At 66.4% G+C, this 21,960-nt stretch carries 21 protein-coding genes and 2 tRNA genes; 22 read left to right on the top strand and 1 reads right to left on the bottom strand.

Annotation, left to right across the window (positions count from 1 at the left end; all coding sequences use genetic code 11):
• The first annotated feature begins 8 nt into the window (after positions 1 to 8).
• The 7 genes from serS (at position 9) to Microterr_RS13355 (ending at position 6,918) form a co-directional block, all read left to right on the top strand.
• A complete protein-coding gene (serS, locus tag Microterr_RS13385; RefSeq protein WP_263797420.1) occupies positions 9 to 1,277 on the top strand; it encodes a serine--tRNA ligase in 1,269 nt (422 codons plus the stop codon).
• Positions 1,274 to 2,182, top strand: coding sequence for an HAD family hydrolase (locus tag Microterr_RS13380; protein ID WP_263797421.1), 909 nt, complete (start codon positions 1,274 to 1,276; stop codon positions 2,180 to 2,182). Before serS ends, Microterr_RS13380 begins: the two co-directional genes overlap by 4 nt.
• A 109-nt stretch (positions 2,183 to 2,291) precedes the next feature.
• Positions 2,292 to 2,376 (top strand) — tRNA-Ser (locus Microterr_RS13375).
• 55 nt (positions 2,377 to 2,431) lie between these two features.
• Positions 2,432 to 3,724, top strand: coding sequence for an LCP family protein (locus Microterr_RS13370; RefSeq protein ID WP_318528820.1), 1,293 nt, complete (start codon positions 2,432 to 2,434; stop codon positions 3,722 to 3,724).
• A 76-nt stretch (positions 3,725 to 3,800) separates the two neighbouring features.
• Positions 3,801 to 3,889: transfer RNA gene (locus tag Microterr_RS13365), tRNA-Ser, on the top strand.
• 209 nt (positions 3,890 to 4,098) lie between these two features.
• Entirely contained in the window at positions 4,099 to 5,400 is a 1,302-nt protein-coding gene (locus Microterr_RS13360) for a sugar phosphate isomerase/epimerase (RefSeq protein WP_263797422.1), read from the top strand.
• A 42-nt stretch (positions 5,401 to 5,442) separates the two neighbouring features.
• On the top strand, positions 5,443 to 6,918 hold the full coding sequence (locus Microterr_RS13355) for a sugar phosphate isomerase/epimerase (RefSeq protein ID WP_263797423.1): 1,476 nt from the start codon (positions 5,443 to 5,445) through the stop codon (positions 6,916 to 6,918).
• Here the strand turns inward: Microterr_RS13355 and Microterr_RS13350 are convergent.
• Positions 6,915 to 7,841, bottom strand: coding sequence for a LysR family transcriptional regulator (locus Microterr_RS13350; protein ID WP_263797424.1), 927 nt, complete (start codon positions 7,839 to 7,841; stop codon positions 6,915 to 6,917). The two genes, Microterr_RS13355 and Microterr_RS13350, sit on opposite strands and share 4 nt — an antisense overlap.
• 234 nt (positions 7,842 to 8,075) lie before the next feature.
• Here Microterr_RS13350 and Microterr_RS13345 point away from each other — a divergent pair, with 234 nt between their 5' ends.
• From Microterr_RS13345 to Microterr_RS13275, 15 genes are all read left to right on the top strand, one after another.
• Positions 8,076 to 9,374: an ABC transporter substrate-binding protein gene (locus Microterr_RS13345; protein WP_263797425.1), complete on the top strand. Its 1,299-nt coding sequence runs from the start codon at positions 8,076 to 8,078 to the stop codon at positions 9,372 to 9,374.
• Positions 9,375 to 9,449: 75 nt separating this feature from the next.
• Complete coding sequence (locus tag Microterr_RS13340; protein ID WP_263797426.1) at positions 9,450 to 10,409, top strand: carbohydrate ABC transporter permease; 960 nt, start codon at positions 9,450 to 9,452, stop codon at positions 10,407 to 10,409.
• A gap of 1 nt (position 10,410) precedes the next feature.
• Entirely contained in the window at positions 10,411 to 11,247 is an 837-nt protein-coding gene (locus Microterr_RS13335) for a carbohydrate ABC transporter permease (protein WP_263797427.1), read from the top strand.
• A gap of 4 nt (positions 11,248 to 11,251) precedes the next feature.
• Positions 11,252 to 11,626, top strand: a complete 375-nt coding sequence (locus tag Microterr_RS13330; RefSeq protein ID WP_263797428.1) for a nuclear transport factor 2 family protein — start codon at positions 11,252 to 11,254, stop codon at positions 11,624 to 11,626.
• Between the two features lie 17 nt (positions 11,627 to 11,643).
• Positions 11,644 to 12,441: a sugar phosphate isomerase/epimerase family protein gene (locus Microterr_RS13325; RefSeq protein ID WP_263797429.1), complete on the top strand. Its 798-nt coding sequence runs from the start codon at positions 11,644 to 11,646 to the stop codon at positions 12,439 to 12,441.
• Complete coding sequence (locus Microterr_RS13320) at positions 12,438 to 13,973, top strand: GMC oxidoreductase (protein WP_263797430.1); 1,536 nt, start codon at positions 12,438 to 12,440, stop codon at positions 13,971 to 13,973. The genes Microterr_RS13325 and Microterr_RS13320 overlap by 4 nt, the downstream gene beginning before the upstream one ends.
• Before the next feature lie 74 nt (positions 13,974 to 14,047).
• Positions 14,048 to 14,443 carry a C-glycoside deglycosidase beta subunit domain-containing protein gene (locus Microterr_RS13315; RefSeq protein ID WP_263797432.1) on the top strand — a complete coding sequence of 132 codons (396 nt, stop codon included), beginning with the start codon at positions 14,048 to 14,050 and terminating at the stop codon, positions 14,441 to 14,443.
• Positions 14,440 to 15,567, top strand: coding sequence for a sugar phosphate isomerase/epimerase family protein (locus Microterr_RS13310; protein WP_263797433.1), 1,128 nt, complete (start codon positions 14,440 to 14,442; stop codon positions 15,565 to 15,567). The genes Microterr_RS13315 and Microterr_RS13310 overlap by 4 nt, the downstream gene beginning before the upstream one ends.
• Positions 15,564 to 16,604 carry a sugar phosphate isomerase/epimerase family protein gene (locus tag Microterr_RS13305; protein WP_263797434.1) on the top strand — a complete coding sequence of 347 codons (1,041 nt, stop codon included), beginning with the start codon at positions 15,564 to 15,566 and terminating at the stop codon, positions 16,602 to 16,604. The genes Microterr_RS13310 and Microterr_RS13305 overlap by 4 nt, the downstream gene beginning before the upstream one ends.
• Positions 16,597 to 17,379 carry a nuclear transport factor 2 family protein gene (locus Microterr_RS13300; RefSeq protein ID WP_263797435.1) on the top strand — a complete coding sequence of 261 codons (783 nt, stop codon included), beginning with the start codon at positions 16,597 to 16,599 and terminating at the stop codon, positions 17,377 to 17,379. The genes Microterr_RS13305 and Microterr_RS13300 overlap by 8 nt, the downstream gene beginning before the upstream one ends.
• Positions 17,380 to 17,388: 9 nt before the next feature.
• Positions 17,389 to 17,805 carry a C-glycoside deglycosidase beta subunit domain-containing protein gene (locus Microterr_RS13295; RefSeq protein ID WP_263797436.1) on the top strand — a complete coding sequence of 139 codons (417 nt, stop codon included), beginning with the start codon at positions 17,389 to 17,391 and terminating at the stop codon, positions 17,803 to 17,805.
• Positions 17,802 to 18,983, top strand: coding sequence for a Gfo/Idh/MocA family protein (locus Microterr_RS13290; protein WP_263797437.1), 1,182 nt, complete (start codon positions 17,802 to 17,804; stop codon positions 18,981 to 18,983). Before Microterr_RS13295 ends, Microterr_RS13290 begins: the two co-directional genes overlap by 4 nt.
• A gap of 24 nt (positions 18,984 to 19,007) precedes the next feature.
• Positions 19,008 to 20,018 (top strand): sugar phosphate isomerase/epimerase family protein, encoded by a 1,011-nt coding sequence (locus Microterr_RS13285; RefSeq protein ID WP_263797439.1) that lies wholly within the window; start codon positions 19,008 to 19,010, stop codon positions 20,016 to 20,018.
• A 4-nt stretch (positions 20,019 to 20,022) separates the two neighbouring features.
• Positions 20,023 to 20,982: a sugar phosphate isomerase/epimerase family protein gene (locus tag Microterr_RS13280; RefSeq protein WP_263797440.1), complete on the top strand. Its 960-nt coding sequence runs from the start codon at positions 20,023 to 20,025 to the stop codon at positions 20,980 to 20,982.
• Complete coding sequence (locus Microterr_RS13275; protein WP_263797441.1) at positions 20,979 to 21,959, top strand: sugar phosphate isomerase/epimerase family protein; 981 nt, start codon at positions 20,979 to 20,981, stop codon at positions 21,957 to 21,959. Before Microterr_RS13280 ends, Microterr_RS13275 begins: the two co-directional genes overlap by 4 nt.
• The last annotated feature ends 1 nt before the right edge of the window (position 21,960 follow it).

The raw sequence follows: 21,960 nt of genomic DNA, 5'->3' as shown, positions 1-21,960 counted from the left end.
TCGATCTCGTGATCGATCCCGTTCTTCTCCGCGACAATCCTGACCTGGTCAAGCGCTCGCAGGAGGCCCGCGGGAGCTCGCCCGACACGGTCGACGCCGCCCTCGCCGCCGACACCGCACGCCGCCAGGCGATCACCGCCTTCGAAGAGCTCCGCGCCGCCCAGAACGCGCACGGGAAGAAGGTCGCGCAGGCTCCCAAGGAGGAGAAGGCCGCGCTCGTCGCCGAGGCCAAGCAGCTCTCCGAGCAGGTCAAGCAGGCGCAGCACGCGGTCACCGCCGCGGAGGAGGCAGCATCCGCCGCCTTCGCCCAGGTCGAGAACATCGTCATCGATGGCGTCCCCGCCGGCGGCGAAGACGACTTCATCACCCTCCGCACGCACGGTGAGATCCCCGCCTTCGACTTCGAGCCGCTCGACCACCTCGCCCTCGGCGAGAAGCTCGGCGCGATCGACATGGAGCGCGGCGCGAAGGTCTCCGGCGCTCGGTTCACCTTCCTCACGGGCATCGGCGCGCGGCTCGAGTTCGCCCTGATGAACCTGGGGCTGGAGCGTGCGCTCGCCGCCGGGTTCATCCCGATCATCCCGCCGACGCTGGTGCGCGCCGAGGTCATGCGCGGCACCGGATTCCTGGGTCAGCACGCCGACGAGGTCTACCGGCTCGAGGCCGACGATCTCTACCTCGTGGGCACCAGCGAGGTGCCGCTGGCCGGCTACCACATGGACGAGATCCTCGACCTGTCGCAGGGCGCGAAGCGCTACGCCGGCTGGTCGACCTGCTACCGCCGCGAGGCGGGCTCCGGCGGCAAGGACACCCGCGGCATCATCCGCCTGCACCAGTTCAACAAGCTCGAGATGTTCGTCTACACGACCCCGGAAGACGCCGAGGCCGAGCACCTCCGCCTCGTCGAGATGCAGGAGGGGATGCTGCAGGACCTCGGTCTCAGCTACCGCGTCATCGACGTCGCCGCCGGCGACCTCGGCTCGAGCGCCGCGCGCAAGTACGACGTCGAGGCCTGGGTGCCGACGCAGGGCGCCTACCGCGAGCTGACGTCGACCTCGAACTGCACCACCTACCAGGCGCGCCGGCTCGAGATCCGCCACCGTCCCGAGGACGGCGGCAAGACGCAGCCGGTCGCGACGCTGAACGGCACCCTCGCCACCACCCGCTGGATCGTCGCGCTCCTCGAGACGCATCAGCGCGCCGACGGATCGGTCACCGTGCCCGAGGTGCTGCGCCCCTACCTGGGCGGCCTCGAGGTCATGGAGCCCATCGCGTGAGCGAGGCGCATCTCCCGCCGACCGGCAGCATCCGGGTCGTCAAACCGACCAAGGCCGCCAAGATCGTCGAGGAGATCGCCGAAGACACCGAGAACCCCGACGTCGCCACCGAGCGTCTGCTCATCGCGCTCGACATCGACGGGACGATCCTCCTCGAGGACGAGTCGCTGAGCCCGGGAGTGGTGGATGCGGTCGCCCACGCGCACCGCGCCGGCCACGAGGTGATGCTCGCCACGGGCCGCAGCTGGGAGGGCACGCGCGGCACCGTCCGCGTGCTGAACATCGCGCCGGAGTACGTCGTCTGCTCCAACGGGGCGGTCATCATGAAGCGCGTCGACGCCGACGAGGTGCACTACGAGCGGTTCCACGTGGAGACGTTCGACGCGTCCGAGGTGCTGACGCTGCTCAAGCAGCACCTGCCAGATGCGCGCTATCTCGTCGAGCTCGCCGACGGCAGGCGCCTGTACACCGAGTTCATGGACGACTGGAACCTGACGCAGGCGACGCGAGTGCCGTTCGAGGAGCTGTCGGCGCAGCCGGTGTGCCGCGTCGTGGTCGTCTCGCCCGGCGACACCGCACAGGACTTCACCGAGCTGGTCTCGCGCATCGGCCTCCACCAGGTCTCGTACGCCGTGGGGTGGAGCGCGTGGCTCGACATCGCCCCGCACGGGGTCGACAAGTCCACCGCACTCGAGCGGGTGCGCACGAACCTCGGCGTCGACCCGGCGCACGTGCTCGTCATCGGCGACGGACGCAACGACGTCGGCATGTTCGCGTGGGCGCGCCGCAACGGCGGGCGCGCGGTCGCGATGGCGCAGGGTCCGCAGGAAGTGCGGGATGCTGCGACCGAGACCACGACGTCGGTGGATGCGGGCGGCGTCGCCGCCGTCCTGAAATCGCTGTAGGGACGGCATCCGTCTTTCAGAGGTTCCACAGGCCTACCTGCGAAAATGTCCTACGGCGCTGTCGGCTAGACTCGACGCCTGTTCGACAGGGGATCCCGATCCCCGGTCGGGAGGGTTGTCCGAGCGGCCGATGGACCTGGTCTTGAAAACCAGTGGGCAGCAATGTCCCGTGGGTTCGAATCCCACACCCTCCGCAAGCATGGGGACTGTGTTCCCGGCGTGGAGTTCCCCCAGCCCGAGAGGACTCGAGTGAGCAAGCAGAACGATGTGAAGGGTGCGCGTCGCCAGACGGTGGCGCGGCACGGCGTGCTGACGTCGCCGAACGCGTTCGCCCAGATGCTCACCATCGTCGCGGTCGGCCTGGCCGTCGTGCTCGTCTCGGTCCTCGGAATCACCGGCTTCGCCGTGCTCAACACCGCGCAGGCGATCGGCGCGAACGCTGTGTCGCTGGGCGATGACGAAGAGATCCCGCCGTCGATCGGCGCCATCGAGGGCGGCGTGAACCTGCTGCTCGTGGGCACCGACTCGTGCGAGGGCCAGGACGTCAAGCTCTTCCCGCGCTGCGCGCACGACGCCGGCGGCGAGCGCAACGACGTCACCATGCTCGTGCACATCAGCGACAACCCGCGTCGCGTCACGGTCGTCTCGTTCCCGCGCGACATGTTCGTGCCGATCCCGTCGTGCCCCTACGCCGACGGCACCGGCAACTACTCGGCGATGAGCGCGCAGAAGATCAACTCGTCGTACGGCTACGGCGGGCTCGCCTGCACCGTGCTCACCGTCGAGGCGCTGACCGGCGAGGACATCCAGTTCGCCGGCGCGATCCGGTGGACCGGCGTCATCAACATGTCCGACGCGATCGGCGGCGTCGACGTCTGCGTCGAGGGCGACATCAACGACAAGCACACCGGCCTGCACCTGAAGGCGGGCAACCACACCCTCCAGGGCGAGGAGGCGCTGCAGTTCCTGCGCATCCGCCACGGCATCGGCGACGGTTCCGACCTCGGCCGCATCTCCAACCAGCAGCAGTTCATGGGCTCGATGGTGCGCAAGCTGCAGTCCGAGTCGGTGCTCGCGAACCCGTCGGTGCTGTTCAACCTGGCGACCACCGCGATGGCACAGGTCGAGAACAAGCAGCTGGTCCTCAGCCAGTCGCTGACGAACCCGACCCTGATGGTGCAGATCGCGATGGCCGTGAAGGACGTCGACTACTCCGACATCGTCTTCGTGCAGTACCCGACCGCGTACGGGTCGGTCAACGGCGAGAGCGGCGTGCTGCCCCTCACGGAGCCCGCCGACGTGCTGTTCCAGGCGCTGCGCGACAACAAGGCTCTCGAGCTCACGGGCGAGGCGAGCGGTGGTTTCGGTGTCGAGGTGACGGGTGAGGCGACCAAGCCCTCGGCCAGCCCGACCGCGACTCCCGGCAAGTCGAGCTCGCCTTCGCCGTCCGCCACCGAGGAGCCTGACGAGGCGGTCGCCCTTCCGTCGCAGGTCACCGGCAGTACGGCTGCCGATGTCACCTGCACGAAGCCTGAGGGGTAGGCGCCCGGTTCGTCTGGAGGCCCCGCAGCGGTTATGATTGCTGGGCGCGTCCGTTCGCCTCGGTGCTCGGATGCCTGGAGACGTCGCATAGTTCGGCCTAGTGCACCACCCTGCTAAGGTGGAGTCCCCTTATGGGGACCGAGGGTTCAAATCCCTCCGTCTCCGCAGAAAAACCCCTGGATATCCGGGGGTTTTCGTCTTCATCCAGGAGCTTCTGATCGACTCGGCTACGGCGCCCAGATCGGCCTTGCCCGCGCCGGCATCCTTATGCGCGCATCCGTCCTACTTATGTGGGAATCGAGCCTAATCCTGCTAGTGTCGGCATCGATCCCTTCCAGACGAGTCGGTGGGATTCGATCAGAGAGCGAGCATCGATGCTTCTCGAAAGAGACCTCATCCAGTCCGTCGGGTTCCGCAATGTGAGTGAGGGCGGCCGGATCACCGGCTTCCAGATTCGCGTCCGGATGCCCTCCTACCGCGGGATGACCGCATCGCTCATCGACGGCATCGCCGTGAAAGTCGGCGACTTCGTCGATGTCGCGGCCGACGTGCCCCTGTGGACCTTCGCCGGAACCACTTACACTCTCGCCGAACTGTGGGAGAGCGAGGACGTGCGCTGGCCGCTCGAGGAAGCGGCGATCGTCACGGTGCCGCTGGAGGGCGGGCTGCCGGACGGGGTGCATGAAGTGACGATCGAGCTGCGGCTGCGCATGTCGTACATACCCGTCGAACACCAGCCGTCCACCTATCACGTGACCAAGCACGTGACCCTGTCGCCGGAGGCAGCGGGTGCGCCGTTCAAGTACGGTGTGTCGCTGTACAGCTTCATGGGTGACTACGGCACCGTGCTCGACCTCGAGACCGCTCTCGCCGGAATCGCCGACATCGGCGCGACAGGTGTCGAGATCCTCGGCGAAGGTCACATTCCGAACTACCCGCATCCCTCGCAGGAGTGGGTGGACGACTGGTTCCGCATGTTGGAGAAGTACGGACTCGAGCCCACCACCTACGGCTCGTGGATCGACACCCGCCTGCACTCCAGCGGCCCGAAGGGCCGCGACATGACGGTCGCCGAGGGGGCTGCGGCCCTCCAGCGCGACCTTCGCCTCGCGAAACGGCTCGGCTTCCGCTTTGTCCGACCCAAGATCGGCGTCATCACCGGTGACCTGGTGCCGCACCCGATCTGGACCGAGGTCGTCGAGCAGAGTCTGCCGCTCGCCGAGGAGCTCGACGTGATCATCTGCCCGGAGATCCACGCGCCGACGCCGATCAAGCACGCCGTCGTCGAGGAGTACGTCGAATTCATCAAGCGCACCGGAACCAAGCACTTCGGGCTGCTGATCGACACGGGCATCTTCCAGGATCGTCCCATTCCGCTGAAGCCAGGTGAGCTGCCCGGTCGGCGACCCGCGTTCCTCGACGGCATCGGTGTCGATCCGGCCGACTTCGCCGACGTCGCCGAGCACGTGGTCTTCGTGCAGGCGAAGTTCCACGACATCGACGAGAACCTCGACGACCAGCAGATCCCGTGGGAGCCCGTGCTGCGAGCGATGAGGGACGCCGGCTACACCGGCTATCTCTCCAGCGAGTACGAGGGAGATCGAATTCCGTGGCGTTCCATCGAACAGGTGCGGCGCCAGCACTCCCTAATCCGCCAGGTCGCGGACGGACTCTGAGCTCAGGCATCCGAGCTCTCCGCAGTGAAAGAAGAAGGCATCATGCCCAACGGACTGATCCACGAAGACAGCCTCCGCGTCCACCCCGAGGGGCTCGCGCTCTCTCTCACTCTGCCCTGGTATCGCAGTCTTTGGCTGTCATCGGTGTCCTCGCTGAAGGTCACGATCGACGGCACCGACGTGCCTGTGGAGCGCCTGTCCTTCGAACTCCAGGGTGTCCGGTACGCACTGGATGAGCTCCCTGCGCAGAGCGAGGTGCTCTGGTTTCTCCAAGAGCACCCGCTCCTGATCGTGGCGCGCGACACTCGGGTCGAGCTCGGCGAGATCCACGACGTGACTCTCATCGGCCAGTTGCGCCTGCCCTACATGCAGATCGCACCCGGCACCGACGGCGGCCCCGGCATGTATGTGCCGAACTTCGTCCGCGACGTCAAGACGCTGACGGTGACCGATCAGGATGCCGCGGCTCCCGCGCTCGTCTCCGATGTACCGCCACCGCCGCCGGCCACCGATGCCGATCCTTTCAAGCTCGGCCTGACGCTGTACTCGGCGAGCGCGGAGTTCCGCGCCGGATGGTTCGACTTCGAAGGTCTGCTGGGTAGGGTCGCCGAGCTGGGGATCGGGCCCGGGATCGAGATCGTCGCATCGCAGATGGTGCCGACGTATCCGGTGGTCTCGGACGAGTTCGTGCGCACCTGGCGTACCGCGTTCGACAAGTACGGATTCGACGAGAGCTCGTTCGGAGCCAACCTCGACATGGGCCGTCGTCGCGATCGCGACATGTCGCCGGACGAAGAGTTCGAATTCAGCGAGCTCATGTTCCAGGGCGCGGAGAAGCTCGGATTCCCGCTCGTGCGAATCCAGAGTGCCAAGCCCGAACTGCTGCGCCGCCTGCTGCCGGTCGCCGAGACGCTGAACCTCAAGCTCGCCTACGAGATCCACGCGCCGATGGGGCCGAACGCGGAGGCCGTGCTCAAGGTGCGCGACACCTACGCCGAACTCGACTCGCCCCTGCTCGGCTTCGTCGCCGATTTCTCCTCGACGATGCACAGCATGTCACCGACCCTTCTGCGCGCCGTGCAGCGAGCCGGTCTCGACGACGCAGCGCTCGCCACGCTGCAGTCGATCTGGGGGACCGAGGCGACGATGCAGGAGCGTCAGCAGGAGTTCATCGGCTACCTCCAGAGCCGCGACTTCGATCCCGGCCGTCTCGGCTCGTTCGCGCATCTGGCCTTCAACATGCACGGGCACGTCTCGCCGCAGGAGTGGGCCGATATCATGCCGCAGATCCTGCACGTGCACGCGAAGTTCTATGACATCGACGAGAACGGTCTCGAGCCGGCGATCGATTACCCAGACCTCGTGCGGGTGTTCGTCGAGGGCGGTTACCGCGGCTACTGGTCCAGCGAGTGGGAGGGGCACGCATTCGCCGAGCTCGGCGAGGTCGACCCGCTGCTCCTCGTTCGCAGGCAGCACGACCTGATCCGCAAGGCGATGCGTGAGCTGCAGCCGGCTTAGCTCGCTTCGATCGAGCGTCCGGCCTCCTCGAACAACCCGCGCATCCACAGATGCTCGGGGTCGCGATTGTGCACAGGATGCCACCACAGGGCGTTGCTGAGGGGCGTCGCGACAAAAGGCAGAGAGACGATTCTGGTCTTTCCCAGCCGCAGTACGGCCGGTGCGAGCGACGCCTGGATCAGCCCGACTCGGCGCGTTCCGGCGACGAAGGATGCAAGAGCGAGGAAGCTCTCGACGATGACTTCGATGTGCGGCTCGATGCCGAGCTGCTGGATCTGGCGGGCCGCTGACGTGAAGGCGGATCGGGACTGGTAGGTCATGACCCAGGGCAGTTCTGCGACGTCGGTCATGGTGAGTTCGTCGCCGACGGTGGTGTTGGTGTCTGCGACGACGGCGACCCAATCGTCGTGCCACAGATCCGAGTACGGGAGGTCAGTCAGATGGCCATGCGGCATGACCATCCCATCGGCGGACCGGAGGCGGTTGGCGGCGTCCTCGACGATGGACTGGTTGTGCAGCATGAACCGGAAGCGAACCCCCGGCGCACGTTCCGCGGCCAGTGCTGCCACCGCAGTGCCGATGGTCACGAATCCGTAGTCGCTGCCGTAGATGGCGAACTCACGCACCGATTCCGTCGGGGTCCAGCTCGCCTGACTCTCGAAGACTCGTCGGGCCGCCTCGAGCGCGGTGGTGGTGTGTTCCGTGAGACGCATGGCGAACGGAGTGAGTTCGTAGGTATTGCCGCGCCGGGCGAGGATCGGGTCGTTGAAGTGGTTTCGCAGTCGACTCAATGATGCGCTCAAAGCGGGTTGACTCAGATGCAGCCCCTCGGCGGCCCTGGTGACGCTGCGCTCGGTGAGCAGCGCGTCCAAGGCGACGAGCAGATTCAGATCGAGACGGGACAGGGGTGCGTGATCGGCCACGTCAATGTGTCCTTCGGGTGGTAGCTGGTTATCCGAATCTATCAGCGCTGTCTATGGGGGATCCACCTTTCATAGCTGATCTGGATGCAGCATTTCGCCGTCGCTCAGTCTTGCCCGGGCTTATGCCCTATATCCAAACTACTTATGTGCGTTTTCTGCACATCGGAACGATACTGGCAAGACAGCAGGCAACTCGATGAACGAGCGGCCGACAACGAAGTCAGAAAGGCTGACATGACACAGCATCGACGCACCCGCGTTCTCCGCAACGGCATATTCGCCGCGACGGCTGCGGGTGCCCTCATCCTCGCCGGCTGCTCCTCCTCGGCCACTCCCGAAGAGTCCGACGGTGGCGAGCAGGCGTTTTCGTTCACGTTCGCAACGTCGAACAACCTCGAAAGCCCTTATCAGACGCTCGCGGACCTCTATATGGAGGAGAATCCCGACGTCACGATCACCACGAACCCGACGCCGAACGACAAGTACGGCGAGACGATCCGCACCCAGCTGCAGGCGGGCAACGCCTCCGACGTGATCCAGACCACGCCCGGAAGCGGTGACGCCCGCGGGCTCATCGGCCTGGCCGATGCCGGCTTCCTCGAGCCGCTCGGCGACACGGCTGCGAGCCTGGTGCCGGAGGGCAGCGAGTCGCTCTTCGAGATCGACGGCAAGGTCTACGGACAGCCGCTCGACTTCACGATCGGATCGGTCGTCGCAAGCTTCGGCAATGCCGGCCGCATGGGCATCACGGACTTCGCATGGCCCGAGTCGATGGACGACCTGTACGCGGCCTGCGATGCGGCAGCAGCCACGGGCGGCTCCCTGTTCGCGCTCGCCGGCGCCGCGCCGCCGAACACCGGGCTCATGGCGCAGGCGATCTCGGCGACGCGCGTCTACGCACAGGACCCCGACTGGAACCAGCAGCGCCTCGACGGCGACACGACCTTCGCTGACAGCGATGGCTGGAAGGACACCCTCCAGACGATCATCGACCTCAACGACGGCGGATGCTTCCAGGCCGGATCCGAAGGTGGCGGCTTCGACGCCATAACCAACGGCCTCTCTGGTGGCACGTCGATCGGCGGGTTCATCCCCTCTGGTGCCGCGATCGAGATCGCCAAGGCTGCACCGCCGGAGGCGGCGTTCGCCGTCGAGCCTTTCCCCGCCGACGGTGGCGCGCCCTACATCATGGCCAGCTCCAACTACACGCTCTCGATCAACGCCGCCTCCAAGGCGAAGGACGCATCGGCTGCGTTCCTGGAGTGGATGGCCGAGGACGCTCAGCAGCAGAAGTACTACGAGCTTTCGGGTGAACTGCCGGTGTCCGCATACAAGGACATGGACCTCACCGGAACGATCTACGAGCCGGTCGTCGACCTGCTCGCCTCGGGCTCTTACACCTCGCTGCCGTCCAACGTCTGGCCCAACCCGTCGGTCTACGACGCGCTCGGGGTCGGCGTGCAGGGGCTCCTGACCGGGCAGAAGACGATCGACCAGGTGCTCACCGAGATGGACACCGCCTGGGATCAGTGACACCTGACCGCCCGGGAGACACTCTCCCGGGCGGTCAGCACTCAGTGCACGATGACGTGAGGAACACGAGGAATCATGACTGGAACAGTGGAGTCGGAGACAGAGCTCGTCGTCCTCCCGAAGAAGGGCGGCCGTCGCGGCCCTGAGGTCCAGCAGCCCCGCCGCCCGGGCCTGCTGAAGTTCGGCCACTGGTGGTGGGCCCTTCCGGGAATCATCCTCGTCATCCTGATCCACTATGTGGCAACAGCGGTCGGCGGATTCTTCGCCTTCACGGACTGGTCAGGCATCGGCGACTTCGCGTTCGTCGGCCTCGACAACTTCGTCAAGATCTTCCAGGACCCGACCAAGATCGGCGCACTGGGCAACACCCTGTTCCTCGCGTTCGCGTCCGTCGTCCTCAGCAACATCGCGGGTCTGGCGATCGCCCTCGGATTGAACCGCGGACTGAGGTCCAGGTACGTGCTTCGCGTCCTGTTCTTCATGCCGGTGGTGCTCAGCCCGCTGGCAGTCTCGTACATCTGGAAGTTCATCTTCGACTACAACGGGCCGCTCAATGCCGTGCTGAGCGCGGTCGGACTCGAGGAACTCGCGAAGCCATGGGTCGCCGACCCGACGTGGGCGATCTGGACGGTCCTGATCGTCATCGTGTGGCAGAACACCGGCTTTGCGATGGTCATCTACATGGCTGGTCTGGCGGCGGTCCCCGTGGAGATCGAAGAAGCCGCCGCGATCGACGGCGCGAACCTCTGGCAGCGCTTCTGGCACGTCACCCTCCCTTCGATCCGCCCCGCGGTCGCGATTGCGACGACGCTCGGCATCGTGAACGGGCTTCGGGTCTTCGACCAGATCATGGCGCTCACCGCGGGCGGGCCGGCCGGCGCCACCGAAACACTGGCGACGCAGGTCTACAAGCAGTCCTTCTCGCTCGGCAACTTCGGCTACGGTGCGGCTCTCGCGCTGCTGCTCACCCTGATCATCCTGGCTTTCGCGCTCGTTCAGCAGCGTGTCACCAACGGCCGCCCCGAGGAGAGCTGACATGTTCCGCTACACGAAGTTCACGGCGCTGCGCGAGGTCGTCTTCTGGATCATCGCCATCGCCTTCCTGGCTCCGTTCTACTTCCTGGTGGCGACGTCGTTCAAGTCCGACCAGGAGACCCTGACCACGACGGCCCTGACGCCGCCGTCATCCATCGACTTCAGCAACTTCATCGCAGTGCTGACCGCGACCGGCAACTCGAACGTGATCATGGGCCTGATCAACAGCATCCTGATCACGACGGGCAGCATCCTGCTGCTCGTGCTGCTCGGCGCGCTCACCGGCTATGTCATCGCCCGCAGCACGCGGCGGTGGAGCCGGGGCGTCTACTACCTGTTCCTCATCGCTATCGTGCTGCCCACGCAGCTCGGCACCGTCCCCCTCTACATCGGGGCCCGGACCGTCGGGCTCACCGGATCGATCTGGGGCATGATCGTCCTCTACACCGGGATGCTGCTTCCCCTGTCGATCTTCCTGTACGCGGGATTCTTCCGCGGGCTGGGGACCGAGTACGAGGAAGCGGCAACGATCGACGGTGCCAGCCGGACTCAGATCTTCTTCCGGATCGTGCTGCCGCTGATGTCACCGGCCACCGGAACCGTGGCGATCCTGTGTGGGCTCATCGTCTGGAACGACTTCTTCACCTCGCTCATCTTCCTCGGCGGATCCGCCAACCAGACGCTCCCCGTTGCGATGTACTACTACATCGGCTCGCTGGTCTCGGCGTGGAACAAGATCTTCGCGATCGTCATCGTGTCGATGATTCCGATCCTGGCGTTCTACCTGTTCGCGCAGAAGCGCTTCATCCAGGGCTTCGCCGGCGGGCTGAAGGGCTGATCAGATGAGCGTCGACAATCGTGCGGCGTTTGAGGCGTTCGTCGATCTCTTCTACACGCAGAAGCGCGTGGGAGATGCCTTCGACCTGCTCGTCTCTGACGACTATCGCCAGCACAACCCGACGATCGGCGATGGGCCGGCGGCCGCGATCGAGGCCCTGACGCCCAAGTTCGACGGGTCGCCCGAGGCGCGCTTCGAGATCCAGCGGATGCTTGTCGACGGCGACCTCGCGATGGTTCACGTGAAAGCCTCCAGACCCGGCGCACCCGACGCCGCGGTCGCGGACATCTACCGATTCGAGAGCGGCCGGATCGTCGAGCACTGGGACGTGCTTCAGCAGGTTCCCGTGCATGCCGCCCACGACCATCCGATGTTCTGATCACCGAAGGACTTTCCATGTCATACCAACTCGCCCCCAACATCGAACTGCTCTTCACCGAAGCCGGCGACTATCACGACCGCGTGCGTGCGGCCGCGGCATCCGGGTTCACGGCCGTCGAGATGTGGGGCCCGACCGGCGCAGACGCTCCCTCGACGCCGAAGGACCTCCCCGCGCTGAAGGCTGCGCTCGAGGAGACCGGCACCCAGCTGACCGCCCAGCTCAGCGAGCCGCGCACCCAGTTCATGATCCCGCCGTGGGATCACTCCGAGTTCTACCGCAAGCTCGACGAAGGTGTCGAGATCGCGCACTTCCTCGGTACGCCCCGCATGGTCGTCGGCAGCGGCACGGGATTCGGCGGCTGGAAGCGCCAGGTGCAGCTCGACAAGCTGATCGAGATCTACCAGAAGGCCATCGCGCAGATCGAGGGCTCGGGCATCACGCTCGTTCTCGAACCGGTCAACGTGCGCATCGACCACCCGGGTTCGCTCCTCGACCGCACGAGCGAGGGCGTCTACGTCGCGAAGGGCGTCGACTCCCCGTTCTTCGGGGTCCTCTACGACATCTACCACTCGGCAGTCGAGGGCGAGGACATGGCCGCCGAGCTCGCGAACGCCGGTTCGATCGTGAAGTACGTGCAGCTGGCCGACACCGAGGGTCGCGGAGAGCCCGGTACGGGTTCGATCGACTGGCCCGCAACCCTTGCGACGCTGCGCTCGTCGGGCTACGACGGACCGATCGGGCTCGAGTACTACCCGACCACCGAATCGTCGGAGTCGGTGAAGCTCATCCAGAAGCTCGCGGACGACGCATGAGCGAGCGCGTCTATCCGGCATCGGTCGACGTCGCCATCGTCGGCAGCGGCCCTGCTGGTTCGACCTACGCGCGCATCCTCAGCGAGAACGCGCCGGCAGCGACGATCGCCATGTTCGAGGTTGGTCCGACTGTCTCCGATCCGCCGGGCGCACACGTGAAGAACATCGCCGACCCCGACGCGCGCGCTCGCGCTCAGCTGCGCTCGGAAGGGCCGGACGCGCACGACGGCGGCGATCGTGTCGGCGGCATCGTCAAGACGGCGCAGCGCCGCGCTCGGCCCGGCACGTTCCTCCTCGAATCCGGATACCAGGTCGAGGGAGAGGAAGGACTGCCCGTCGCCGCGTTCTCGAGCAACGTCGGCGGGATGTCCGCGCACTGGACCGGCGCGTGCCCTCGGCCGAACGACAGCGAGCGCATCGGCTTCCTCGACGACAGCGGAGAGCTCGATGAACTACTGGCGGAGGCGGAGCGACTGCTCGGTGTCACCCGCGACGCCTTCGACGCCTCTCCGCACGCGCCTCTCGTGCGGGACCGGCTGGCTGCGGCCGCCGACGATGGCCGCGATGCGCACGAGCGGGTGCAGCGGATGCCGCTCGCCGTGCATCGTCGTGACGACGGTGTGCTGGTGTGGTCAGGGTCCGACGTCGTGCTCGGCGACAAGACCCGCGGCAACGCGCACTTCACCCTTTACGACGAGTCGCTCGTCACTCGGGTGCTCGTAGAGGACGGTCACGCGGCCGGAGTGGCCGTCACCGACGTGCGCACGGGCGAGAGTCACGAGGTCCGCGCCCGCCATGTCGTCGTCGCGGCCGATGCCCTGCGCACCCCTCAGGTGCTCTGGGCCTCCGGGATCCGTCCGTGGGCTCTCGGGCGCTACCTCAACGACCAGGCGCAGATCGTGTTCGCAGTGCGCATCCGTGACTTCGAGCCCACCGCGGATGCCGACGGCGCCCCGCGGACCGGGCTCAGCGAGTACAGCGGCGTCACCTGGGTGCCGTTCACCGATCAGATGCCGTTCCACGGGCAAGTCATGCAGCTCGACGCGTCGCCGGTGAAGCTCGCAGAGGATGATCCGGCGGCGCCCGGATCGATCGTGGGGCTCGGTCTGTTCTGCGCGAAGGACCTGCAGGCCTCCGATCGGGTGGAATTCTCCGACGAGGCGGTCGACGGGTACGGGATGCCGGCCATGACGCTGCACTACACGCTCAGTGCGCATGATCACGAGGTGATCGAGCGGGCCAAGGCCGAGATCGTCCGTCTCGGAAAGGCGATCGGCGAACCTCTCGACGAACGTCCGTTCACGATGCCGCTCGGAGCTTCGCTGCACTATCAGGGCACGACGCGCATGGGTGAGACCGACGACGGCGAAAGCGTCTGCAATCCCGACAGCGAGGTCTGGGGAGTGCCCGGCCTGTTCGTCGCAGGCAACGGAGTGATCCCCACCTCGACCGCGTGCAATCCGACGCTCACGGGCGTCGCGCTCGCCGTCCGCGGAGCACGGCATATCGCCGCCGAGCTTGCTTCTGTCTGATTTCGACATTAGAGTGTAGAAACAATGACAAAGATGTCCGGCCGACCGCGTCGGCCCAGAACCAGGAGGTTCGCGTGATCCCCGATCGCATCATCGAGCAGGGAACGCTCGTGACACACGGTGCCCGCGCTGCCGTCGAAGTGCGCCTTCCCTGGTATCGCGCGCTCCCGGGATCGTGCATCGCCGGCGCGAAGCTCACCATCGACGGAGTCGAGGCTCCCGCGGAGTCGCTGCGCTGGAACATGAACGGCCGCGAGTTCAGCTTCGACGAGCTGCGCACGAACACCGAGGAATGGTGGTTCCCCACCGACTCGGCGGTGCTCTCGGGCGACCTTCCGGTCGATCCGGATGCCGAGCACGAGGTGACCGTCGGCCTGACGCTCTACATCCCGTACATCATCATCTCGGACACCGAGACGCTCCACATCGACGAGACCAACACCAAGACAATGAAGGCGGTGGCGGCATGACCCTTCGACAGGCTCAGGACGGCGGCCTCGGTTCGCCCATCCAGGGCGTCACGCTCTACAGCTTCACCCGCGCGTTCCACGCACGCGAGTACGACCTCGAAGGACTGATCCGGAAGACGGCCGCCGAGGGCTTCGGCCCGGGCCTGGAGATCATCGGCTTCTCGAGCTTCCGCGGGTTCCCCGAGATCGACGACGCGTACGCCGCATGGTTCCGCGACCTCGTCGAGGAGGTCGGCCTCACCACGACCTCGCTCGCCGTGAACGCCGATATCGGCATCCATCGCGATCGCCTGTTGAACCAGGACGAGCTCATCGCGTACATGACGCGGCAGATCAAGGCGGCGGCGAAGCTGGGCTTCCCCATCGCGCGGGTGCAGATCTCGATCGAACCCGACTCGATGGAGGCCCTCGCGCCGATCGCCGAAGAGCATGGGGTGACCCTCGCCCTCGAGGTGCACGCCGACCAGTACGCCTCGCACCCGCGCATCCTGGCGCTGCGCGACCGGTTCGAGAAGGTGGGCTCCCCCTTCCTCGGCTTCACGATGGACTGGGGTGCGACGGTCAGCGGATTCGCCCCGTCGCTCATCGAGTCGTACCGACGCCGCGGTGCGTCGGAAGGGCTGCTCGGTCAGGTCGTCGAGCTGTGGAACACCTACTACGAGCAGGGACCGCCTGCGGATCAGGCCGAGCACGGGCAGCGCTTCGGCTCGTTCATCGGGCTGGCTGCGCGCAATGGGCGTCCCGACCTCGGCATCGACTTCGGCATCAACGGCACCGGGCTGTTCGGCCCGGCGCGAGTGGACGACTGGCTGGCGATCGCGCCGTGGATCAAGCACGTGCACGGCAAGTTCTTCGGCATCGATGAGAACGGCGAGGAGCCCTCGGTCCCGGTGCGCGATCTCGTCCGCCTGCTGGTCGAGAACGGCTACAACGGCGCGATCTCGAGCGAGTACGAAGGCTGGCACTGGAACAGCTGGGAGTCGCCGTTCGACATCATCCGCGCCGAGCAGGCCGTGCAGCGCTCGGCCGCTGCCGACGCCGGCTCGCGCATGATCACCGATCTGGCGGAGGCGCGAGCACAGCTCGGCGCTTGGCTGCCGACGACAGAAGGAGCAGGAGCATGACTGACGGAATCGCAGGAACCGGCATCAAGCTGGGGACGACCCTCTACTCGATGACCAGCGAGTTCGCGGCCGGGCTGTACACGCCCGAGACGCTAATCGCCGCCGTCGCGGAAGAGGGCATCGGCCCGGGCGTCGAGTTCAACATCGCCCAACTGCTGCGTACCTACCCTGACGTCGACGACGCATTCGTGAAGCTGTGGTTCGACTCGCTCGAGAAGTACGGACTCGAGGCGAGCGCGGTGGGCACGAACCTCGACATGGGCCGCCGCAAGGACCGCGACATGACGCCCGACGAAGAGCACGACTTCCTTGCCCGCCAGCTGAAGACCGCGCACACGCTCGGCTTCAAGAAGGTGGTCATCCGATCCCACGGCAAGGAGCTGCTGCGCAGCCTCCTCCCCCTGGCAGAGAAGTACGACCAGTACCTCGGCTACGAGATCCACGCGCCGTCGGGACCCAACGACCCGCAGGTGCTGCAGATGCGCGAGATGTACGACGAGCTCCAGTCGGAGCGGCTCGGCTTCACGGCCGACTTCTCCTCCACGATGCACAGCCTGTCTCCGACCCTGCTGCGCACGCTCGGTCAGATGGGCATGGACGAGAAGCACTTCCCCGTCATGGACGAGATCTGGCACGAGCCGACCCCGATGTACGTGCGCAACCAGAAGTTCGAGGACTACCTGACCGGTGAGGGCGTCGATTTCCTGCGCTTCGGCCCGTTCACGCGCCTGGCCTTCAACATGCACGGTCTGGTGCCGCCGGAGGAGTGGCTGGACATCATGCCGCAGATCTTCCACGTGCACGCCAAGTTCTACGACATCGGCGCCGACGGCGAGGAGCCGGCGATGGACATCCCGCGCATCGTGAAGCAGTTCGTCGACGGTGGGTACCAGGGATACCTCTCCAGCGAGTGGGAGGGCCACGCGTTCTCCGACCTGGGCGAATCCGACCCGATCGATCTCGTGAAGAAGCAGCACGTCCTCATGCGCAAGGCCATCGAGGACACCGTCGCCGCGAAGCAGAACGCGAATGTCTGACACGATCGCACCGGCATCCGTCGCCGAACTGCAGTCCGAACTGGCCGCGCTGCGCGAAGAGGTCATCGCCGTGCGCGCCGTAGCCCAGAGGGCCGAGGACCGCGGTCAGGTGGAGAACCTGTTCAACCGCTACATGTACCTGCACAACGCTTTCCAGGACGAGCAGATCATCCCGCTGTGGGTGAGCGAGGGCACCGAAGGCATCCGCGCCCGCTACACCAACGCGGGGCAGTACACGACGTGGGAGAGCGTCACGCGCTACCACCGCGATCGCCCGAGCCCCGAGGGCAAGCTCATCCTGCACGCCACGACGACCCCGGTCATCGAGGTCGCCGCCGACGGCAAGACGGCCAAGGGCGTCTGGCTCATGGCAGGCACCGAGTCGGGCCTGACCGACCGGAAGGTCGCCGAGGCGTTCCCCGACATGTACTCGCCCGACGAAGTCCTCGGCAAGAAGGTCTGGGCCCACTGGGTCTGGTGCAAGTACGCGATCGACTTCCTCAAGCAGGACGGCGAGTGGAAGTTCTGGAAGTTCCGCTGCTACGAACTCGCCCGCGCACCGTTCGAGGAGAACTGGGTCAGCTTCGGCCTGAAGAACCAGGGCGCGTTCGACCTCGACCTCATGTACTTCGGCGACGACGGCAAGCCCGTGTTCATGCCGCCTGCCGACGAACCCGTGCCCAGCACGAACCACCCGTACAGCCCCACGACGGTGCAGAAGCTCGAGCCGGCGCCGCCGGTCGCGCACGACACCTTCGCCGACACGTTCAAGTAGGGACCGATCATGGCAACGCACAATTCCCTCTTCTCCGAGAAGGACGTCCGCCGCACCGCCGACGGCATCGCCGTCTCGGTGCAGCTTCCCTGGTACCGCAGCCTGTGGCTGTCGGCAGTCGACGACGTCGCAGCATCCGTCAACGGCGTCGAGGTGCCGAAGGACGAGCTTCGCTTCGTGCTGAACGACACGAGCTACCGCATCGGGGAGCTGCCCCAGCAGTCCGAGACCCTCTGGTTCGTCGCCGACAAGCCGGAGGTCGTGATCCCGCTGGACCACGCCCCTGCGGCCGGCGAGAAGCTCACCGTCGAGGTCGTGCTGACGCTGCGCCTTCTGTACATGCAGATCATGCCCGGCGTCGACGGCGGCCCCGGTCGGTACGTCACCAATCGCGTCCCGGTCGAGCGCGAGGTCGTCCTGGCATGACCCTTCGGGTCGCCATGATCGGGTACGGCTTCATGGGAGCCACCCACTCGGTCGGCTGGCGTCAGGCGCCCCGCATGTTCGATCTGCCGGACGCGGTCGAGATGGCCGTGATCGTGGGCCGGAATGCGGATGCCGTCGCCGCGGCCGCCGAGAAGTGGGGCTGGGCGGAGTCGGCGACCGACTGGCGGTCCGTGATCGCGCGCGATGACATCGACCTCATCGACATCGTCACGCCGGGTGACTCGCATGCCGAGATCGCCATCGCGGCGCTGGAGGCGGGCAAGCACGTGCTGGTCGAGAAGCCGCTCGCGAACACGGTCGAAGAGGCCGAGGCGATGGCGGCAGCGGCGGCACGCGCGAAGGAGCGCGGGGTGCGTTCGATGGTCGGGTTCACCTACCGTCGCGTCCCCGCGGTGACCTTCCTGCGCGACCTCATCGCCGAGGGAGTCGTGGGCACGGTGCAGCAGGTGCGGGCGGCCTACCGCCAGGACTGGCTCGTCGACCCGACGATGCCGCTCGCGTGGCGCCTGCAGAAAGAGCACGCGGGTTCCGGCGCGCTCGGCGACATCGGAGCCCACATCATCGACATGACTCAGTTCGTGACCGGCCAGACCGTCGACGCAGTGTCGGGCACGATCGAAACGATCGTGAAGGAACGACCTCTGCTCGGCTCGGGCTCGGGACTGTCGGGAACCGCCGCAGAGGGCTTCGGCGAGGTGACGGTCGACGACGTCGCTCTCTTCACCGGGCGGCTTTCGAGCGGGGCCCTCGTCTCTTTCGAGGCGACGCGATTTGCCACCGGGCGAAAGAACGCGCTGACGATCGAGGTGTCCGGTGACGAGGGCGCGCTCGCCTTCGATCTCGAAGACCTCAACAGCCTGCAGTTCTATGACCGCAAAGTTCGCGACGACCGACAGGGTTTCACGAAGATCCTCGTCACCGAGGCGCGGCATCCGTACGTCGCCGCGTGGTGGCCCGCCGGGCACATGCTCGGCTACGAGCACGGCTTCACTCACCAGGTCGTCGATCTCGTGACCGCGATCGCCGAGGGCGCCAACCCCCACCCGAGCTTCGCCGAAGGATTGTCGGTGCAGCGCGTGCTCGACGCCGTCGAGCGCTCGAGCGCGAACGAGTCCGCCTGGGTCGTCACCGCTGCGGGCGTCCCCGTAGCCGTCTGAGAAATCGATCCGAAGGAGAACGCGATGACGCGCCCGATCACCCTCTTCACCGGCCAGTGGGCCGACCTGCCCTTCGAGGAAGTGGCCCGACTCGCCGGCGAGTGGGGCTATGACGGCCTCGAGATCGCCTGCTGGGGGGATCACCTCGACGTGTCCCGCTGGGACGATGTCGACTACGTGCAGTCACGGCTCGACATCCTTGAGCGCAACGGGCTGAAGGTCTACACGATCTCGAACCACCTCACCGGCCAGGCGGTGTGCGACGACCCGATCGACGAGCGGCATCGCGACATCCTCTCGGACCGCGTCTGGGGCGACGGTGACCCCGAGGGCGTGCGTCAGCGCGCCGCCGAGGACATGAAGGACACGGCCCGGTTCGCGGCGAAGCTCGGCGTGAAGACGGTCGTCGGCTTCACCGGCTCCTCGGTCTGGAAGGCCGTCGCGATGTTCCCGCCGGCCTCCGACGAGTTCATCGCCCGCGGCTACCGGGACTTCGCTGATCGATGGAACCCGATCCTCGATGTGTTCGAAGAGGTCGGCGTGCGATTCGCGCTCGAAGTGCACCCGTCCGAGATCGCGTACGACTACTGGACCGCGAAGGACACGCTCGAGGCGATCGGGCATCGCAAGAGCTTCGGGTTCAACTTCGACCCGTCCCACTTCGTCTGGCAGCAGTTGGACTACGTCGCGTTCGTCCTGGACTTCGCCGAGCACATCTTCCACGTGCACGTGAAGGAGTCGATCACCAACCTCGACGGCCGCAACGGCGTGCTCGGGTCGCACCGACCGTGGGCCGATCCGCGCCGCGGCTGGACGTTCGTCTCGACCGGCCACGGAGCGGTGCGGTGGGAGCCGCTGTTCCGCGCGCTCAACGCGATCGGCTACGAGGGTCCGACGAGCGTGGAGTGGGAGGACGGAGGCATGGATCGACTCATCGGGGCTCCCGAAGCGCTGGCGTTCGTGCGGAAGCTCGCCGAGATCACTCCTCCCGCCGCCGCGTTCGACGCGGCTTTCTCGACGCATCCCGAGGGTTGAGACGGTGGCCGAATCGCCGAAGGTCAAGTGGAGCTACATGGATCACTGGCGCAGCCAGGGTCCGGCGGGCCCGATCGACCAGTGGCAGTCCCGGACCGCGATGACCCGCTTCCTGCGCCAGGTCGCTGCCGTCGGCTTCGACGCGATCGACACGTTCGACTTCCGGTTCTGGCAGATCCTCGAGCAGTACGGATCCGTCGCGAACTACCAGGAGTTCGTGCAGGAGCAGGGCCTCGAGCGCATCGTGAACACGTTCCACGGCGTGTACTACACGCCCGAGCGCTATGCCCCAGAAGTGCCGGCGACCCACGACACGATCCTCGAGGACTTCAGGGTCACGATGGACAGGTGGTCCGGCATCCAACTCGACAACATCATCGTCATGCCCGGTTCGCGGTACTTCGACGAGGTGGGCGTCACTGACGAAGGACTCAAGCACGCGGCGGAGGTCTGGGGCAAGGTCGGCCAGATCACGCAGGAGTACGGCGTCAACCTCACCTGCCACCACGAGTTCTACGGCGGCATCCGCACCCGCGCCCAGATCGACACGTTCTACGACTACGCCGACCCGGCGTTCGTGAAGTTCTTCGTCGACACCGCGCAGCACTGCATCGCCGATGTCGATCCGGTGGATGTATACGAAGCCCACCACGAGCGCGTGACGGGCTTCCATTTCAAGGACACCCGGACCAAGGACACCAACGACGACTACCGCCTCTGGCCGGATGCTGAGCTCTCGGCGGTGACCACCGAGAAGTGGTTCTACGAGATGGGCACGGCGGAAGGACTCGTCGACCTCGAATCCATGATGCGTTCGGTGCGCGACCACGGCTACTCGGGGTGGATCAGCGTGGAGCACGACAAGGCCGACAAGATCGGCGGCGACTACTCCGAAAGCACCGCGATCTCGCGGTGGTACGCGAAGAACGTACTCGACGGCATCTACGCGGAGGGCGCGAAGTGACCGGCGTCCGCTGGGCGTACGCGCTCAATCAGTGGGACACCAACATCGACGCGTTCGTCCGCCGGCGTGACCACGAGCGTGCGTTCAAGACCATCTCGATCAGTGGGTTCAGCGGCGTCGAGCTGACCGCGGTGAGCTTCGGTCCGTGGGAGCCGTTCGGCAGCCCCGATGAGATCGCGAAACTCTACGGATCGCTCGACGGGCTGCGCGAGTTCCTCGCCGAGTGCGCTCTCGAGGCTGTGAGCAGCTACGTCTACGACCCGTTCGTCGGGTTCGAGGTCGAGATGGGTCGCGGCCCCGACCCGCTGAATCCCGACTCGCTCGAACCGATCGCGGCCACCGCGCTCTGGTTCGCCGACGCGGTGCACCGGCTGGGCGGCGCCACGCTCGTCGTGCGTCCGGTAGGCTCGGCATGGCAGACGGGTGAGCTGAGCGATGAGCAGATCGGCACGCTCGCCCGACTGTGGACCGAGGTGGGCCGACGCATTGCGGGGCATGAGGTGCGCCTCGCGCTGCATGTGGACTTCCTCTCGGCCCTCCGTCTCGGCGACAGCATCGACCGCTTGCTGACGGCCACCGATCCCGAGTTCGTCGGGCTGGCGCTCGACACCGCCGAACTCGCCGTGGCGGGAATCAACCCGGTCGACTTCTTCCGAGCTCATTCTGACCGCGTCCGGCACATCCAGCTGAAGAACGCCCGGGACACCGTCGATGACGTCGAGGCTCTCACGCCTCATGCGGAGCAGTTCGTGCGCACCGAAGGTGGCACCCGCCGGATCGGGCGCTGGTTCTTCGAACCCACCGATGAGGGGGGCCTCGTCGACTTCGAGGCGTTCGCTGAGGCCGTGGCAGAGTCGGAATACTCCGGATGGATCGTGGTCGAGTCCGATCAGAGCCCGCACCCCGCCGAAAGCGCGATGGTCAGCGGCTGGTACGTGCAGAAGGTGCTGCGGCCGATCGTCGAGGGCACGCGATGAA

Origin of the sequence: Microbacterium terricola, assembly GCF_027943945.1 — a bacterium.
Classification (GTDB): Bacteria; Actinomycetota; Actinomycetes; order Actinomycetales; family Microbacteriaceae; genus Microbacterium; species Microbacterium terricola.
This window is presented reverse-complemented; position numbering and strand designations above follow the sequence as displayed.

Bases quoted from the DNA above. Each gene is read 5' to 3' on its own strand.
- Microterr_RS13305 (WP_263797434.1), top strand. From the start codon at position 15,564: ATGACTGACGGAATCGCAGGAACCGGCATCAAGCTGGGGACGACCCTC.
- Microterr_RS13320 (WP_263797430.1), top strand. From the start codon at position 12,438: ATGAGCGAGCGCGTCTATCCGGCATCGGTCGACGTCGCCATCGTCGGC.
- Microterr_RS13330 (WP_263797428.1), top strand. From the start codon at position 11,252: ATGAGCGTCGACAATCGTGCGGCGTTTGAGGCGTTCGTCGATCTCTTC.
- Microterr_RS13300 (WP_263797435.1), top strand. From the start codon at position 16,597: ATGTCTGACACGATCGCACCGGCATCCGTCGCCGAACTGCAGTCCGAA.
- Microterr_RS13340 (WP_263797426.1), top strand. From the start codon at position 9,450: ATGACTGGAACAGTGGAGTCGGAGACAGAGCTCGTCGTCCTCCCGAAG.
- Microterr_RS13335 (WP_263797427.1), top strand. From the start codon at position 10,411: ATGTTCCGCTACACGAAGTTCACGGCGCTGCGCGAGGTCGTCTTCTGG.
- Microterr_RS13345 (WP_263797425.1), top strand. From the start codon at position 8,076: ATGACACAGCATCGACGCACCCGCGTTCTCCGCAACGGCATATTCGCC.
- Microterr_RS13355 (WP_263797423.1), top strand. From the start codon at position 5,443: ATGCCCAACGGACTGATCCACGAAGACAGCCTCCGCGTCCACCCCGAG.
- Microterr_RS13310 (WP_263797433.1), top strand. From the start codon at position 14,440: ATGACCCTTCGACAGGCTCAGGACGGCGGCCTCGGTTCGCCCATCCAG.
- Microterr_RS13325 (WP_263797429.1), top strand. From the start codon at position 11,644: ATGTCATACCAACTCGCCCCCAACATCGAACTGCTCTTCACCGAAGCC.
- Microterr_RS13285 (WP_263797439.1), top strand. From the start codon at position 19,008: ATGACGCGCCCGATCACCCTCTTCACCGGCCAGTGGGCCGACCTGCCC.
- Microterr_RS13360 (WP_263797422.1), top strand. From the start codon at position 4,099: ATGCTTCTCGAAAGAGACCTCATCCAGTCCGTCGGGTTCCGCAATGTG.
- Microterr_RS13295 (WP_263797436.1), top strand. From the start codon at position 17,389: ATGGCAACGCACAATTCCCTCTTCTCCGAGAAGGACGTCCGCCGCACC.
- Microterr_RS13290 (WP_263797437.1), top strand. From the start codon at position 17,802: ATGACCCTTCGGGTCGCCATGATCGGGTACGGCTTCATGGGAGCCACC.